Annotated in this window: 15 protein-coding genes; 9 read left to right on the forward strand and 6 right to left on the reverse strand. The window is 64.7% G+C overall.

All coding sequences use genetic code 11. The features are described 5' to 3' along the window. Positions 1-45: 45 nt before the first annotated feature. Both ACSBOX_RS20515 and ACSBOX_RS20520 read right to left on the reverse strand, forming a co-directional pair. Complete coding sequence (locus tag ACSBOX_RS20515) at positions 46-1251, reverse strand: M20 family metallopeptidase (protein ID WP_442544113.1); 1206 nt, start codon at positions 1249-1251, stop codon at positions 46-48. Then, the gene (locus tag ACSBOX_RS20520; protein WP_442544114.1) at positions 1248-2672 is read right to left on the reverse strand and encodes an MFS transporter; all 1425 of its coding nucleotides are present in this window, start codon (positions 2670-2672) and stop codon (positions 1248-1250) included. The genes ACSBOX_RS20515 and ACSBOX_RS20520 overlap by 4 nt, the downstream gene beginning before the upstream one ends. Before the next feature lie 130 nt (positions 2673-2802). On the opposite strand from ACSBOX_RS20520, the gene ACSBOX_RS20525 reads away from it, so the two are divergent. Both ACSBOX_RS20525 and ACSBOX_RS20530 read left to right on the forward strand, forming a co-directional pair. After that, entirely contained in the window at positions 2803-3804 is a 1002-nt protein-coding gene (locus tag ACSBOX_RS20525) for an Lrp/AsnC family transcriptional regulator (RefSeq protein ID WP_442544115.1), read from the forward strand. Between the two features lie 295 nt (positions 3805-4099). After that, positions 4100-6907, forward strand: coding sequence for an aminotransferase class I/II-fold pyridoxal phosphate-dependent enzyme (locus ACSBOX_RS20530; RefSeq protein ID WP_442546079.1), 2808 nt, complete (start codon positions 4100-4102; stop codon positions 6905-6907). Positions 6908-7011: 104 nt separating this feature from the next. Here ACSBOX_RS20530 and ACSBOX_RS20535 read toward each other — a convergent pair whose 3' ends face one another. Then, positions 7012-7404, reverse strand: coding sequence for a DUF1304 domain-containing protein (locus tag ACSBOX_RS20535; RefSeq protein ID WP_442544116.1), 393 nt, complete (start codon positions 7402-7404; stop codon positions 7012-7014). Positions 7405-7467: 63 nt separating this feature from the next. Here ACSBOX_RS20535 and ACSBOX_RS20540 point away from each other — a divergent pair, with 63 nt between their 5' ends. From ACSBOX_RS20540 to ACSBOX_RS20555, 4 genes are all read left to right on the forward strand, one after another. After that, positions 7468-8286 carry an alpha/beta fold hydrolase gene (locus ACSBOX_RS20540; protein ID WP_442544117.1) on the forward strand — a complete coding sequence of 273 codons (819 nt, stop codon included), beginning with the start codon at positions 7468-7470 and terminating at the stop codon, positions 8284-8286. Positions 8287-8314: 28 nt separating this feature from the next. Continuing rightward, positions 8315-9016, forward strand: coding sequence for a FadR/GntR family transcriptional regulator (locus ACSBOX_RS20545; RefSeq protein ID WP_442544118.1), 702 nt, complete (start codon positions 8315-8317; stop codon positions 9014-9016). Between the two features lie 102 nt (positions 9017-9118). After that, positions 9119-10312 carry an IS30 family transposase gene (locus ACSBOX_RS20550; protein WP_442544119.1) on the forward strand — a complete coding sequence of 398 codons (1194 nt, stop codon included), beginning with the start codon at positions 9119-9121 and terminating at the stop codon, positions 10310-10312. A gap of 268 nt (positions 10313-10580) precedes the next feature. Further along, on the forward strand, positions 10581-10790 hold the full coding sequence (locus ACSBOX_RS20555) for a dodecin (protein WP_059388369.1): 210 nt from the start codon (positions 10581-10583) through the stop codon (positions 10788-10790). Between the two features lie 77 nt (positions 10791-10867). Here ACSBOX_RS20555 and ACSBOX_RS20560 read toward each other — a convergent pair whose 3' ends face one another. From ACSBOX_RS20560 to ACSBOX_RS20570, 3 genes are all read right to left on the reverse strand, one after another. Then, positions 10868-11140: a hypothetical protein gene (locus ACSBOX_RS20560; protein ID WP_442544120.1), complete on the reverse strand. Its 273-nt coding sequence runs from the start codon at positions 11138-11140 to the stop codon at positions 10868-10870. Next, entirely contained in the window at positions 11137-11340 is a 204-nt protein-coding gene (locus ACSBOX_RS20565) for a hypothetical protein (protein WP_442544121.1), read from the reverse strand. Before ACSBOX_RS20565 ends, ACSBOX_RS20560 begins: the two co-directional genes overlap by 4 nt. A 145-nt stretch (positions 11341-11485) precedes the next feature. Then, the gene (locus ACSBOX_RS20570) at positions 11486-12388 is read right to left on the reverse strand and encodes a helix-turn-helix transcriptional regulator (RefSeq protein ID WP_442544122.1); all 903 of its coding nucleotides are present in this window, start codon (positions 12386-12388) and stop codon (positions 11486-11488) included. A gap of 164 nt (positions 12389-12552) precedes the next feature. Here ACSBOX_RS20570 and ACSBOX_RS20575 point away from each other — a divergent pair, with 164 nt between their 5' ends. Genes ACSBOX_RS20575 through ACSBOX_RS20585 form a run of 3 tightly spaced genes read left to right on the forward strand, consistent with a single transcriptional unit; the run spans position 12553 to position 15401 of the window. Further along, positions 12553-13398 carry an aldo/keto reductase gene (locus ACSBOX_RS20575; RefSeq protein ID WP_442544123.1) on the forward strand — a complete coding sequence of 282 codons (846 nt, stop codon included), beginning with the start codon at positions 12553-12555 and terminating at the stop codon, positions 13396-13398. Positions 13399-13428: 30 nt separating this feature from the next. After that, the gene (locus ACSBOX_RS20580; protein WP_442544124.1) at positions 13429-14400 is read left to right on the forward strand and encodes an aldo/keto reductase; all 972 of its coding nucleotides are present in this window, start codon (positions 13429-13431) and stop codon (positions 14398-14400) included. Further along, positions 14394-15401 (forward strand): SDR family oxidoreductase, encoded by a 1008-nt coding sequence (locus ACSBOX_RS20585; RefSeq protein ID WP_442544125.1) that lies wholly within the window; start codon positions 14394-14396, stop codon positions 15399-15401. The genes ACSBOX_RS20580 and ACSBOX_RS20585 overlap by 7 nt, the downstream gene beginning before the upstream one ends. The last annotated feature ends 17 nt before the right edge of the window (positions 15402-15418 follow it).

The following is a 15418-nucleotide window of genomic DNA, read 5'->3' on the forward strand; positions in this document are numbered from 1 at the left end:
CCGGGGGCTGCGTGCCGGTACGCAGCTGTGGAGCCGCACCCACGATCACCTCGTTTTGCGAAGCAGCCGTTCCCGTTGCCGCGGATCGCCAGCCGCCGCGCAGGCCGCCAGTGCCAGGCCGAAAGCGCCGTCCAGGACCGCCCGATCCGCGGAGGCAGACGAGCCATGGGCAGCAAACTCGGCAGTATGGTGGGCGGCTCCGTGGACGTCGTAGCCCAGCAGCGGATGGATGCTTGGCACGAGTTGCGAGACGTTGCCCATGTCCGTGGAAGCTACTGGTTCTTCGTTGAACGCAACAGCCCTCCCCCGGGCGGACATGGCTTCCCGATAGGCCTCGGAAAGGTACCGGTCCTGCCGGAGTTCAGCGTAGGCATTGCCCCTGGGCGTGACCTTGAGAGTGCTCCGGCTGGCAAGGGCTCCCGCCTCCAGGCAACGCCGCACGCGGTCCTCGATGATGCGCAGGTTCCTGAGGCTCGGTGAACGCATCTCGACGTTTGCCCGAGCCCGCTCCGGTATGACGTTCACGGCGCTCCCGCCTTCCGTCACGATCAACGAAACAACCGAGCCGGGCGGAAGCTGCTGCCGGGCCAAGGCAATGGCCGTCTGTGCGATCACGAGTGCATCGAGGGCATTGACCCCTTCGGACGGGGCGGCCGCGGCATGAGCCGGGCGGCCTTCGTAAAGCACCTCCCACATACCCATGGCCAAGGATGAGCCGCCGATGACGTCCTCGGCACCGGCATGGGCCATCATCGCCAGCGATACGTCGTCGAAGAAGCCCTCGCCCATGAGATCGACCTTGCCGCCGCATGTCTCTTCCGCCGGAGTTCCGAGGACTTTGACAGTGATCCCGAGTTCGTCGGCGACGGAGGCGAGCGCGAGTGCCGCACCTACGGCACAGGCTGCGTTCACGTTGTGTCCGCAGGCGTGCCCGATGGTCGGCAACGCGTCATACTCAACGCACAACGCGACCACCAGCTCACCCGTCCCGAACCTCGCACTGAAGGAAGCCGGGAGCATCGGCTGCGGACCGTCAAAGCTGAAGCCCGCGCTCCTGAGCAGCCGGCTGACCCGCTTGGCGGCCCGGAACTCCTGCCCGCTGAGCTCCGGATCGGCGTGGATCGCGTGGCTCAGGCCAAGGATTTCCGGTTCCCAGCGCTCCAGCGCGGCAGAGACGGAGCGCTCGACGGCGGCCGTAGAGATGGTGGTGGGCGCTGCGGTTTCCCGGGAGCCGGCTTTCACGGCTTTCATACAGTGACTCCGGCGGTTGTCGTCTGGCGCTTCGGGTAACGGGCTGCTGCCACAGCCGCGATCAGGGCCGCGATGGCCAGCGCAATCCAGATCGCCAGGAGGCCGCCCTCGCTGATGTGCCCGGACTGGACCGAAGACGAGGAAACGAGCTTCACGACGGCGGCTCCCACCGCGATGCCAACGGACAGCGCCAGTTCGTTGAGGCCGGCCGCCGTCGAGGTTTCCTCGAGCGGAACGCCCTCCACGGACAGTGCGCGGGTTCCTGCCTGGTACATGCCAAGGCTGAGGTTGAACATGGCGAATCCGGTGCAGTAGCCGGCCAGGGAGCCATGCGCAGCTGCCATCACCAGGAAGCCGCCCGCCAGCAGGAGACCGGCGAACACCAGCGTGGCCCGTTCGCCGAACAGGCTGAGGGCCTTTGAGGTCAGAAGCGAGGAGAGCAGCGAGAGCACCGATGCGGCGGCCAGGACGACGGCGATCATGAGCGGGCTCAACGCGAAGCCGTAGCCGGTCTTGTCCGGGTCGGAATACAGGAAGATCCCGTTGGTGCCGAAGTAGCTGATGGAGGCGAAACCGAAGAAGAAGGTGGCCAGCGAGACCGTCCGGATCCGCGGGATGGCAAGCATTCGCAGGTCCATGAAGCGCTTCCCGTTCACGTTTCGAGAGTCCAGGACCACCCAATAGGCCAACAGCGCGAGGCCGAGGATTCCGGAGCCGAGCGTCTTGGCATCCAGCCAACCCCAGTCAGGGCCCATCGAAAGTGCCACTACGAAGCCGATCAGTCCGAGGGAACATGCCATGAGGGGCACCAGGGCGAGTCCCTCGTGAGTGGGGGTTCCGGCGTCGGGCAGGACGAAGGAGCAAAGCAGCCCCACAACCGCGAACGGCACCGCTACCCAGAATCCGAGGGTGGGATCGTCGACGCCGATGATCCCGGCGAACAGACCGCCTGCACCAACCATGATCATGAGCATGCCGATCATCACGCTGACTCCAGTGCGGGTCTGCGCCGGGCTGCTCACCCGCAAGATGCCCATCATGAGCGGAATGAAGCCGACCACGCACGTGAGCATGACGACGCCGATTGTCACCGTCCACAGCGACGGCCACAGCGCCATCATGACGACGCCGGCCGCGACTACCGCCGTCGACCACCGAAGGACGAGCCTGTAACCGTAGCTGTCGCCGAGCCGCGAGATGATCGGCGTGAGCACCGCGAAGCTCACGTTCGAGATGAGGAAAATACCGTTGATGGTGGGGTCGTCGATCGAAAAGGCCGGCCCCAAGGCAGGGAGGATGGGGTTCAGGTAACCCTGTGTGACTCCACTGAGGGATTCGATCAGTGCCATCGCCACGATCATTCCCGTGATGGTCCGGCGGGCGACGGCCGCCGTCGCTGGAAGTGCTGTCTTGCTTGCCATGTGCTTCCTTGAGTGGTGGGGCTTTGGATGCGGGTGGGTGATGCGAGTCACAACGTTAGGTCTGCCATCTACACTGGCTAGGAATTTGTTTGAAATCGTCTGAGAATCGCGAATTTTGAAGGAATCAGCCATGATCTCCGAAACTGATCTTGAAATCGTCAATGCCCTGCAGATCAATCCCCGGGCGGACTGGAGCCGCATTGGGGATGTCCTGGGGTTGTCCGGCCCTACCGTCGCGCGCCGCTGGAACGCCCTCGCTGAGCAGGGACTGGCCTGGATCACCCCGGCCCCGGGTCCGCGCTACCTGAGTGCGGGCTGGTCGGCGTTCATCAGTCTTTCTTCGTTACCGAGCGAGAACGAGGCCCTCGTCCAGAAGCTGTGCGGGGAGCCGGCATTCGGCACCGTGTCGCTCGTGTCCGGCTCGCACGATCTCTTCATCGACTGCTTCGCCTCCAGCCACGAAGAGCTCATGAATATCGTGACCGGCTCCTTCGCAGGCCTCCCCGGAGTGACGCACAGGGAGGTCGTTTTCGTCACCAAGCTGTACCGGCAGGCTTCGGATTGGCGCAGCGGCACCCTCGAACCGGCGCGGGCCCGGCTCATGTCTGCAGAACCCCTGCTCGCCCCGGCCGCCTACGCTCCCGATCGGCTCGACGCGTCCCTCCTGGAGGAACTGGCCAAGGACGGGCGTGCCACTTGGGCGGAACTGGGAGCCGCCTGCGGCGTCTCTCCCCAAACGGCACGACGGCGGGTGGAGCGGTTCCTCGCGTCCGGGTACATGACGCTGCGGTGCGACACGTCCGTTTCCGCCCAACAAGGACTCAGGGAAGTCAGTCTCATCCTGAACGTGCCCGCCCACCAAGTTGACGCCGTCGGGCGCTATTTCGCGGCCCTCCCGAATTGCAGGCTCAGCGCCCAGGTTCTGGGCGCCCAGAATCTGCTCGTGACGCTGTGGGTCCGCGACTACCTTGAAGTCCAGGGCCACGAGCGCGAACTGGCGGAGCGCGCGCCGGGGAGCACCGTGATCTCCCGGCAAGCCGTTGTCCGCAACTACAAACGCCTCGGGCACGTGTTGGACGAGTCCGGGCGCAGCCGCAGCGTGGTCCCGTTGCCGCTGTGGCGTGAGGGCTAACGCCCCAACGCTCGCTCACGTATGACGCCAAATCCCCCAACGCTCGCTCACGTATAACGCCAAATCCACCAACGCTCGCTCACCCATAGCGGGAAGTGCCGCTCCCATCTGGAAACCCAGACGGCAACCCGAACATTTGCCGTACACCGCGACGGCTCGCGGCGTTTAGTAGAGAGTGCTATCAATCCATGACAAAGGAGTCATCGTGGCACGCGCCGATTTCGCGACAGTGCAGTCAGCCCCATTTCCGCCCGCTCCAGCCGCACTTCCCGGCGGCGCGTCGCATGGCCCCGGTTTGGCGGCAAGGCCAAACGCAAACGTCGACGACGATTCCGGGCCCGGCGGCGAGGTCCCCAGCAGCGCGTGGCGGGTTCGCGCCGACGCTTGGGAGTTCCTTGGCTACGCCGTCAAACAGCTCTCTGCAGGTTCGCGGACCGCCGTCGGCCGGACCGTCGTCGGCCGGCCGTCGCGCGAACTGCCGCGTGACGTCCGAAGGTTGTTGCCGCTGCTGGAGTCCCTCGAAATGTATTGGGCGGCTCCGGGGCGGCAATTTGTCATGGAATTGCGGCGAATCCTGGAGGCTGGAGAATACCTCGAGGCGCTGAACCTCATCGAGCCGGTCGCGCGACGCGTCGCCGGCCACAACCACCACGCCCAGGAACCCGCACAGGACCCGGAACGCGAAACGGAACGGGTGGAAGAACCCGCCGAATCGCGCAAACGGTTCGAGGTTCTCGTGATCGATGACGTCTCCAGCGCCGACCGTGAAGCCCTTCAAACGGAACTGCATAGCCAGCGGCGCCCCGCCGACGCCTTCAATTACGAGCTCGTGTTCGTGCCGAGCTTCGAGGACGCCATCGTGGCTGTCCTGCTCAACCCCGACATCCAGGCGTGCGTGCTGCGTCCGGGATTCGTCCCGAACAGCAGGCAGCGCCTGAGCCGGGATGTGCGCAGCTTCTTGGACCGGTTCCTGGGGAAGTCGCTCCCGCAGCGTCCCTTGGACCGCATCCTGAGCTTGGCGGAGAAGCTGGGCCAACTCCGCCCAGAACTTGATCTGTACCTCGTGGCTGGGGTCGGAATCGAAGAACTCGCCGGTTCCTTGACCCGCCGATTCCGCCGGATATTCCGCCGCCAGGATGGGCTGGAGCTCCATTTGTCCTTGCTGGCCGGCATCGCGGAGCGATATGAGGCGCCGTTCTTCCACGCGGTCCAGCAATACAGCCGTAAACCCGCGGGCGTTTTCCATGCCCTGCCGGTGTCCCGGGGCGGATCGGTCATCCATTCCAAGTGGATCAACGATCTTGGTGAGTTCTATGGCCTCAACCTGCTCCTCGCGGAAACCTCGGCCACGTCCGGCGGGCTCGATTCGTTGTTGGATCCGCATGGTTCCCTCAAGCAGGCCCAGAAGCTGGCGGCCCGGGCATTTGGTGCCCAGAAATCGCTCTTTGTCACCAACGGAACATCCACCGCCAACAAGATCGTGCACCAATCGATTCTGGCACCCGGCGATGTCGTCCTGGTGGACCGGAACTGCCACAAATCGCACCACTACGCCCTCGTGCTGGCCGGCGCGCAGGTCTCCTATTTGGACGCCTACCCGCTGAACGACTTCTCCTTCTATGGCGCGGTTCCATTGGAAAGCATCAAGCGGATGCTCCTGGACTACCGCCGGGCCGGCAGGCTCCACGAGGTCAAGATGCTTGCCCTCACCAACTGCACGTTCGATGGCATTGTGTACGACGTCGAACGGGTGATGGAGGAGTGCCTCGCCATCAAGCCGGATCTGGTGTTCCTGTGGGATGAGGCCTGGTTCGCGTTCGCGGGCTTCCACCACATCTACCGCCGCCGCACAGCCATGGCTTCGGCCCGGTCACTCGAGGCAAAGTTTGCGGATCCCGCTTACGCTCGGCGCCATGCCGAGCAGTTGCGCGCGCTTGCGGCGGCCAGCTCCGGTCACAACGGCGGCGGCGAGCCCGACGACGGCGGGCCGGGTTCCGGCGTCGGGCCCGTCAACGACGAGCTGCTCCTGAAGACGAGGCTGCTGCCCGATCCGGCGAAGGCCCGCGTGAGGGTCTATTCAACGCAGTCCACCCACAAGACCCTGACCTCGCTCCGGCAGGGATCCATGATCCACATCCACGACCAGGACTTCGGCCAGTTGAATGAGGAGAGCTTCCGGGAGGCGTACATGACGCACACCTCCACTTCGCCCAACTACCAGATCCTGGCTTCCTTGGACATGGGACGGAGGCAGGTCGAGTTCGAAGGCTACGAGCTTGTGCAGCGGCAGGCGGATCTCGCGGTCAGCATCGCCCAGGCAGTGGCGAGGCATCCCTTGCTGAGGAAGTACTTCCGCGTCCTCGGCACCAAGGACCTCATACCGGCTCAGTACCGCGAATCCAGCCGGCAAATGCCGCTCCGCGACGGGCTGGCGGCCATGTCGGAAGCCTGGGAGCGGGACGAATTCGTTGTTGATCCGAGCCGTTTGACCCTGCACATCGGCCTCACCGGCGTGGACGGCGATACCTTCAAGCACGACTTCCTGATGGACAAATACGGGATCCAGGTCAACAAGACGTCAAGGAACAGCGTCCTCTTCATGACCAACATCGGCACCTCGCGAAGTGCCGTTGCCTACCTCGTCGAAGTCCTCGTCAAGCTGGCCGAGACCTTCGAAGACGAGCAATCCGGCATGAGCGGCCTCGGCCAGCGGGCCCGCCGTGCCCGTGTCGCCGCGCTGACCAGCACGCCGCCGCCCTTGCCGGACTTCAGCCGCTTCGCCGAACGATTCCGGGTAGATGCGCAGACGCCGGACGGCAATATGCGAGCGGCCTACTTCGAGAGCTACAAGGCCGGATCCTGCGAATACTTCAGCGCGGCCGAACTCGCACGGAGGGTCGTTGCGGGAGAGGAAATGGTGTCTGCTTCCTTCGTCACCCCGTACCCGCCCGGATTCCCTGTCTTGGTTCCCGGGCAGGTGATCACGGAGGAGATCCTGGCCTTCATGTCGGCACTGGACACGCGGGAGATCCATGGATTCAATGCGGAATTGGGGTTCAGGGTGTTGACGGGTGAGCTAGCGTCACGCCAAAAGCCTGCATAAGTGAGCGAGCGACGGGATTGGAGGGCACATACGTGAGCGAGCGTTTGCCTCGTAGGACGCTCGCTCACATCTGACGCCACTTTCGCCAACGCTCGCTCATGTCTCTAGCCGAGCGTCACGGCGAGGATGCCGAGCCCGACGGCGAGTAGCGGCGTCGTGCCCTGGAGAACCGCGGGGCGGAGGTACTTCTTGCCGCTCAAGGCAAGCACGATTGCCGCCAGCAGCATGGAGCCGCACGAGGAGAAGACGAGAGTCCAGCCCACTTGCGGATGGCCAAGCGCAACAATGACGATCCCGGCGAGCGCCCCGATGGCGAGGAAGAGGTTGTAGAAGCCCTGGTTGTACGCGAGGGGCTTGGTGGTTTCGGCGTCCGACTGGGAAGCGACGCTGAAGCGCTTCCACGTGGCCGGACGGGTCCACGTGATGGACTCCATGCTGAAGATGTAGACGTGCAACAAGCCGGCAGTGAGGGCGAAAATCAGGGAGGCCACGATCATGTGCTGATCGTAGCCTCCCTGAGTCGCTTCGAGCTGCCAGCCGCGCCTCACTATGCTTGGCGCATGCTTCAAGAGCCTCCCGCCGTCGCGGCATTACATGTGGACATGCGCCTTCCAGCGGCAGCCGACAAGGCTGACTTTCCGCCCCAGCCTCCCGTCCTGTTGCTGCACGGTTGGGCCTCGACATCCGCCTATTGGGAGCCGCTTGCCACCGAATTGCTCGACGCCGGGCGGACCGTCTGGATCGTCGATTTGCCCGGGTATCACCGCGGGGATGTATTGCCTCCGGGCTTCGAGTGGACCTTGGAGTCGGCGGCCGATTCCGTCGCTGCAGTCGCCGCCAGGAATGCGGCACCGGTCCACATTGCAGGCCACTCGATGGGCGGAAGCGTGGCGCTGACCCTGGCCGCGCGGCACCCGGGGCTTGTGGCCAGCGTGGCCCTGATCGGCATGGTTCCGGCTCCGCCGAACGAAGGCTTCAAATCGATGCTCGAATCCCAGCTACGGCAAGGTTTCATCGACGACGCGACTCGCACCAAGTGCATGAAGGCCTGGTTTGGCACGTTGTCCCCCGAGGACCATCGCCTGCTGAGTCAAGGATTTGAACTGCCCTTCGAAGTCCTGGGACCCAGTGGCCTCGCGGCGATGGCCGGAGTGGCTGCCGGTGTCCCCGCGAAGGTGACGGCGCCAACGCTGGTGATTGCCGGCGTCGGGGACCGCTTGCGGTCACTGCACCAGGCGGAAGCCTTCGTCGCGGCCAGCCCCCTGCGGACGCTTGTGGCGATCCCCGACGCCGGGCATAGCGTCCATTGGGAGCAACCGCATGCCTGTGCCCTGGCGCTGGGCTCGTTTTGGAACGAAACCCGGCAACTGCCAGCGTAAGATGTCGGACATCTAAGAACGGAGCACCATGGCACGCAAGTCGCTGGTCGGCATCGTCGCCGACGAGCTGCTGGACCGCATCGTCGCGGGCGAATTTCCGCCGGGCACGGTGGTTCCCGGCGAACTCGAGCTGAGCGCCAAGCACGAAGTCAGCCGCATGACCGTCCGCGAGGCCATGAAAACCCTCGAGGCCCAGAGAATCCTCAGCGTGGAGCGCGGCCGGGGAACGTTCGTCAACCCGCTCAACCGCTGGGCATCCCTTGAAGCCGTGTTGCGTGCGGCTTCGGAAGGAAAGAACGACGGCGCAGCGGCCATCCAGCTCGTCGAGCTGCGCCGCATGCTTGAGACCGGCGCCTGCGAACTCGCAGCGTCACGGGTCTCCCCCGAAGAAATCGAGCAGCTGCAGGTTCTCGTGTCCGCGATGCAGAAGGCCTACGATTCCAACGACCTAAGCGCGTTCGTCGAGGCGGATCTCGGCTTCCACGATGTGATCCTTCGCGCCTCGGGCAACGTCTTCGTGGCCGTACTCTTCGAACCCCTGCACCGCGTCCTGGAAACCCGGCGCACCCAGACCGCGCAAATCCCCGATATCCAACGGCACGCGATCGTACATCACCGGGCCATCCTGAAAGCCCTCGAAGCCGGCGACTCCCCCCGTGCCCGGGAAGCCATGGACGCGCACATGCAGCAGACCCTCGACGACCTCAGGACTTACGTCCTGGAGGTCTAGGCCGCCGCTCTCCCCTCGCTCCCCTCGTTCTTCCGAACGCCCGCTCACATATATCGGCCATTTCCCCGGTGGGTTCAGGGGGTCGTTGCAACACCTGAGTGATTGGTGGGTGTTGTGGTGGGTGTTGGTCGGCCTGAGGTGTTGCGTGAGGTGGTGCGGGTGTTCTGGGCGGCCCGGTCCTCGGGGTTTTCTGATGAGGCCGCGGCAGGGGTTGCGGGGTTCTCGGAAGGAACTGCCAGCAGGATTGTCCGTCAGCATGGTGGGGTGGATCCTTCGATTGAGCCCGCGTGCGGGCGGTTCTTGTCCTTCGATGAGCGTGAGTTGATCGCCGTGTGGCGGGCGCAGGGGTGCGGGATGCGGGAGATCGGCCGTCGTCTGGGCCGGAGCCCGTCCACGATCAGCCGGGAACTGGACCGGAACATCCGCAACGGGGGAAGGCGCCCCTATCTTGCCTCCACGGCGCAGAGCCGCGCGCAGAAGCAGGCCCGCCGCCCCAAGGCCCGGAAACTAGCGGTGAACACGGCCCTGGCCCTTTACGTCGCCGGGATGCTGAGCTGCCGGGAACGGTTGTCCCCGGAACAGATCAGTGCCCGGCTGCGGATCGATTTCCCCGATGATGAAAGCATGCGCATCAGCCCCGAGACCATTTACCAGTGCATCTACATCCAGGGACGCGGGGGCCTGCGGGCCGAACTCGCCGCGGCCCTGCGCACCGGCCGGGCGGTGCGGCAACCCAACAGACGCCCCGGGATGCGCCGGCCCCGGGTCCCGAAAGAGCTGCTGATCAGCGAACGCCCGGCCGAAGCCGATGACCGTGCGGTTCCCGGCCACTGGGAGGGAGACCTGATCATCGGTACCCCCGGCACCGGGGCGATCGGGACGCTCGTGGAACGCACCAGCCGATTCGTGATGCTCCTGCACCTGCCCCACGGACACACCGGGGAACAGGTCCTGGCCGCCATCCAGGACACCCTGCCGACCCTGCCCGAGGTGCTGCGCCGGTCCCTGACATGGGACCAGGGCGCGGAAATGGTCGGCATCCACGAACGCGTCAAGATCGCCACCGGAGCCGATGTCTACTTCTGCGACCCGCACTCACCCTGGCAACGCGGCACGAACGAGAACACCAACGGACTCCTGCGCCAGTACTTCCCCAAAGGCATGGACCTGACAGCCGTGACCCGCGAGGAGCTCGACTACGCAGCCGCCGGCCTCAACGGACGCCTGCGCAAAACCCTCGGCTGGAAAACCCCCGCACAAGCCCTCCAACACATTCTGGAAGAATCAGCAGCATAAGGACGTGTTGCAACGACCACTTGAATCCGCCCCCAACGCCCGCTCACATCATGTGAGCGAGCGTTCCGCCGTTTCGCGTCATAGGTGAACGAGCGTTCCGCGGAAGGGCGTCATAGGTGAGCGAGCGTTCCGCCGTTTCGCGTCATACGTGAGCGAGCGTCGGCAGGGGACCAAACCCCCTAGTCCGCCGGCCTTGCGTCGGCTAGTCTGCTTTCACGGCCTGCCAGGCCCGCAGTTCAGGCATCAAGGACGATCATGAGGAGCAAGAATGGCTGACCACACATATAGCGTTTCGGAAATTGTTGGAACCTCGTCCGAGGGCGTCGACGCCGCCATCAGGAACGGCATTGCGGCGGCTAGCCAGACCCTCCGGAACCTCGACTGGTTCGAGGTCAAGGAAATCCGCGGCCACCTCAGCGAGGGCGCCGTCGCCGACTGGCAGGTAACCATCAAGCTTGGCTTCCGCCTCGAGCGTTAGCCCGCCAACCCCCAAAACGACAATGGCCGCCAACCTTTCTGTGGAAAGGTTGGCGGCCATTGGTTGCGAGGCTGGACTCACCCGCGGGTCCAGACTTGGACGGGGTCACCGCCACAGAGGAGTCGCCGGCCACGGCCGGCAAATTCGATCCACAGGAATTCGTGGTCGGAGGAAACATCGTCCACAAGACCGGCGTCGAAACCCCATTTGTCCTCGTGGATCCAGACGGTTTCGCCCCGGCTTAGTTCCGACCATTTCGACGGCGGCAGGCGAAGTGCCGCTCCAGCGGGCCGCTGTGCCGACGTCGTGAAGTGGCTTGGGCCCCACGCGCCCAGGGTTTCGGGGCTCATCGGGACTCGGGGGCCAGGTACTGGCGGCGCCAGACCGTCGCCGCGCCGTTGTGGGACGGGAAGACGTGGCCTTCGAAGAAAGTGCGCACCAGGTGGGGTTCGCCTTCAGGGCTCCACTGGCCGGATGCCGGGCAATGCGAGCCCGTGGATCCCGCGGACCCGGTGGTTGCCCGCTCCCTCAGCAGCGCGATGCGTTTCATCGTTGAATTCCATCCTTGATATGCGAAAAGGTCTGGATTCAGCGTAAACGCCATTCAAAAGCCGCCCAATGGGCACTTAGACAAAATCACACTAATTCACTATGCAGCAGCACAGTGACGTGGAACACTTTTGGCTGAAACTCGCTCAGCTCTCGTCCATCGCGTGGCGTTCGGACAGCTCCGCACTCGTCGTCGTTCCCGCAGCAAACGCCGTTCCGGCTCCAAAGCTGCCCAGCAACTTCAAGGCATCGTCCGACGGCGAACCCGCCTTCGCGGAGTAAACCCTCAAGACCTGGTCCGGATCCTGCGGGAGGGACAGATTCTCGAAGTTCAGTTCAACATCCCCCACGGTGGGGTGGTGCAGGCGGACAGTCCCGGCTGAGCGGGCGGCCACTCGATGCCCGGCCCACCATTGGCGGAAATGTTCGCTGTTCACGGCGAGTTCGCCCACGAGTTGGTTGGCTTGGGGATCGTCGGGGTGCCGGCCGGTATCTGCACGAAGGGAACCGGCGGCTTCCGCGGCGACCGTCTTCCAGTCCCGGAACAGCTCACGTGCCTGCGGGTCCAGGATCAGCCAGCGAGTGAGGTTCCGCTCAGCGGGAGGCATGGACGGGAAGTCTGCAAACAGCAAGACCGCCATGCGATTGGCTCCGAGCACGTCGCTGCGCCGGCCAAGCAGGAGCGCCGGAACATCGCCCACGGCGTCCAGAAGTTGGCGCAAGGCCGGCCGCACCCTTGGGACGGGAGTCGGCACCTTGGCAGTCGACGCGCAGTGCTCCAGCAGGTCCATCATGTGGGTGTGCTCGCTTGAGTCCAAGCGAAGAGCCCTCGACACCGATTCAAGGACTGCCCGGGACGGATGGATGTGGCGTCCCTGTTCGAGGCGCGTGTAGTAGTCCGTGCTCACATCGGCCAAACGCGCAATCTCTTCCCTACGCAGCCCGGGAACACGGCGCGCGCCGGACGCTTCCGGCAACCCTGCATCCTCCGGCGACATCCGGGAACGCATGGCTTTGAGAAACTTTCCGAACTCGGCACTTTGACCCATGTCTCTATTCTTCCCTCCCTGGCGGCCTGTTTCTACGGCCAAGGTAGGACTGCGAGTCCTAGGAAAAACAGGGGGCGTCAAAACTACTGATTGTTGTGCCGAAAGTGCATAGGCTCGAAAAAGCCAGTTAGGCAATCCACCCACCAGCGACGAAAGGGCCGGACATGTCCAACGCTCAGAATTCCACCGTTCCCGGGCTCGTCCTGAACAACTCGGTCACCATCCCCCAGCTCGGCTTCGGCGTCTTCCAAGTTCCCCCTGCCGAGACCCAGAAGGCCGTGGAGGACGCCCTTGAAGCCGGGTACCGGCACATCGACACCGCCGCGGCGTACCGGAACGAATCCGGCGTCGGCGCGGCAATCAAGGCATCCGGCATCGCCCGGGAAGAACTCTTCATCACCACCAAACTGCGCAACGGCGAACAAGGCCGTGCCGCGGCGGCATTCAACCACAGCCGCCGCGAACTCGGCCTCGACGTCATCGATCTCTACCTGATCCACTGGCCCGTCCCGTCCCAGGGCCTGTTCGTGGCCGCGTGGAAAGCCCTGGAGAAGATCCATGCCGACGGCGGCGCCCGGGCAATCGGGGTATCCAACTTCCTGCCCGAACACCTCGATACACTCCTGGCGTCGGCCGACGTCGTTCCAGCCGTCAACCAGATCGAACTGCACCCGACCTTCCAACAGCGGGAATTGGCGGCGAAGAGCCGCTCGCACGGGATCGCCGTCGAGGCCTACAGCCCGCTGGGACAGGGCGCGGACCTGGGATCGCCAACAGTCACCGAGATCGCCGCGACGCACGATGCCACCCCGGCGCAGATCGTGCTGGCCTGGCACCTCGGAACAGGCAACATCGTCATCCCCAAGTCAGTCCAGCCGGAACGGATCCGCCAAAACCTCGCGGCGGCGACGTTGCAGCTCACCCCGGACGAATTGGCAGCCATCAGCGCGCTCGACGGCGGTGCCCGCCTCGGCGCCGACCCCGCCGTCGCGTCCTTCAGCCAGATGTAAAACCCACCACAGCGTAAGGAAACCGAAACCATGCAGTACACCCACTTGGGCCGCTCAGGCCTCAGCGTCTCCCGCTTGTGCCTCGGAACCATGAACTTCGGCCCGCAGACGGAGGAATCCGCAGCGCACTCCATCATGGATTCCGCGCTGGACTCCGGCATCAACTTCTTCGACACCGCCAACGTCTACGGCGGAGCGCAGCACCGGGGATGGACCGAGGAAATCCTTGGCCGCTGGTTCGCCAAGGGCGGCGAGCGCCGCGAGCGCGTCGTCCTGGCCACCAAGCTCTACGGAACCATGACGGACCGCCCCAACGAGTCCAAGCTCTCCGCCCTCAACATCCGGCGCGCCTTGGACGCCAGCCTCAAGCGCCTGCAGACCGACTACATCGACGTCTACCAGTTCCACCACGTGGACCGGAACACGCCGTGGGACGAGATCTGGCAGGCCATCGAGGTAGCGGTCCAGCAGGGGAAGATCCTGTATTCCGGCAGCAGCAACTTCGCTGGCTGGCACATCGCCCAGGCCCAGGAAGCGGCGGCGCGGCGCAACTACAACGGACTCGTCAGCGAGCAGTCCATCTACAACCTGCTCACCCGCAATGTCGAACTGGAAGTCATCCCGGCGGCCCAGCAGTACGGCCTCGGGCTCATCCCGTGGTCGCCGCTCCACGGTGGCCTTCTGGGCGGGGTGCTCAAGAAAGAGCGCGACGGCGTCCGTCGCCTTGAGGGCCGCGCGGCCGAAACGCTGAAGAAGCACGAAGACCAGATCCGCCAGTACGAGGACTTCGCCGACGACCTTGGCCAGGAACCCGGCGACGTGGGCTTGGCTTGGTTGCTGCACCAACCGGCCGTGACCGCACCGATCGTGGGTCCCCGAACGCAGGAGCAACTGGATGCTGCCATCAGGGCTTCGGATGTCACCCTCGACGCCGACGCCCTCAAGCGGCTCGACGACATCTTCCCGGGCCACCGGACCGCGCCCGAGGACTACGCGTGGTGACGTCGGCACCGTTGCGCCTGCTGTTCATCGGCGGGACCGGGACCATCAGCGCGGCGGCGGCGGAGCGCGCCGTCGCGCTGGGTCACCGGCTCACGGTCCTCAATCGCGGACTGAGCTCGGAAAGGCCGGCCCCTGCGGGCACGGAACTGCTCCAGGCGGATATCCGCAACCCCGCCGAGGTGGCGGAGGTGCTGAACGGACGCGAGTTCGACGTCGTCGCGGACTTCATTTCCTTCACGCCGGAGCATGTGGCCGCCGCCGTGGAGTTGTTCCGCGGCCGGACCGGTCAGTACGTGTTCATCAGTTCCGCTTCGGCCTACCAGAAGCCGCCCGCACACTTGCCGATCCTCGAGTCGACCCCGCTCAGGAACCCGTTCTGGAAGTACTCGCAGGACAAGATCGCATGCGAAGACCTGCTGATCCGCGCCTATCGCGAAGAGGGTTTCCCCGTCACCATCGTGCGGCCTTCGCATACGTACGACCGCACGCGGATCGCCCTTCTGGGTGGCTGGACGGATATCCATCGGATGCGGGAAGGCCTCCCTGTGATAGTCCATGGTGACGGCACCTCGCTGTGGACCCTCACCCATACGGATGACTTCGCAGTCGCTTTCGTTGGCCTCCTCGGCCGTCCGCAGGCCGTGGGTGAAAGCTATACCATCACCTCGGACGAAGCACTCCCGTGGGACCAGGTCTACCGGCTCTTTGCCACAGCGGCAGGGGTGCCGGAACCCGAACTGGTGCACATCGCCTCAGACACCATCGCCGCGCACTCCCCGGAGCTTGGACCCGGGCTGCTCGGGGACAGGTCCCATTCCGTGGTCTTCGACAACACCAAGATCAAAACGCTGGTGCCCTGGTATCGGGCAGAAATTCCCTTCGCCGCGGGCGCGCGGGAGATCGTCCGGTGGCATGATGAACATCCAGGCATCAAGCACGTGGACCAGGATTTCATGAAACTCAGCGATCAACTGGTCCAATGGGCGCGGAGGCCGATCTAGCAACCGAAAGGACAGGA

Source organism: Arthrobacter sp. KN11-1C (genome assembly GCF_052180225.1).
Classification (GTDB): domain Bacteria; phylum Actinomycetota; class Actinomycetes; order Actinomycetales; family Micrococcaceae; genus Arthrobacter.